The following is a 551-nucleotide window of genomic DNA, read 5'->3' on the forward strand; positions in this document are numbered from 1 at the left end:
GGCGAATTGAAACACGCCCCTTGTATATCCAAAACAAGATATAATAAGCCAACCCACTTATCTGTCTTTCGTTTCGCCCCTAGAGATGACATTCGTTTGTCGCATTGAAACAGATAAGCACCCATCAACAACAACCGTACAGTTACCAGTTTAACACCCGAATGCAAGGCAGGTTTATGATGAGTATGAAATCAGCAAACAATGAGTTAGACAAACACTATGTTCACTTTATTGACATTGACATCGCCAAAAAGAGCTTTGTGCTTGCCACTTCATTATCACCCAAAACTATGATAACACAGCACAAGGCATTCTTAGTAGCTACTCGCTTTGATGAGAAAATCAAAACTTTCCATCAAAGATTAAGAGCCAATGGCAAGCCCTTCAAAGTTGCCATTGTTGCCTGTATGCACAAACTACTAACCATTTTAAATGCACAGGTTAGAGATGAATTACAAAAAGCAAGTTACTGTACGTTAAATGTTCGGTATTGACTCTTTGTACTAAGTTTTTGTATTGCACTTTGATGGGAGTGGAATACAGTTGCCGCA

1 pseudogene is annotated in these 551 nt (G+C 39.0%); it reads left to right on the top strand.

The features are described 5' to 3' along the window. Positions 1–302: 302 nt before the first annotated feature. Positions 303–494, top strand: a pseudogene (locus B5J93_RS14100) (hypothetical protein); the annotation flags it as partial. Between the last annotated feature and the right edge of the window lie 57 nt (positions 495–551).

The organism is Moraxella equi (assembly GCF_002027555.1).
Taxonomy (GTDB): Bacteria; Pseudomonadota; Gammaproteobacteria; order Pseudomonadales; family Moraxellaceae; genus Moraxella; species Moraxella equi.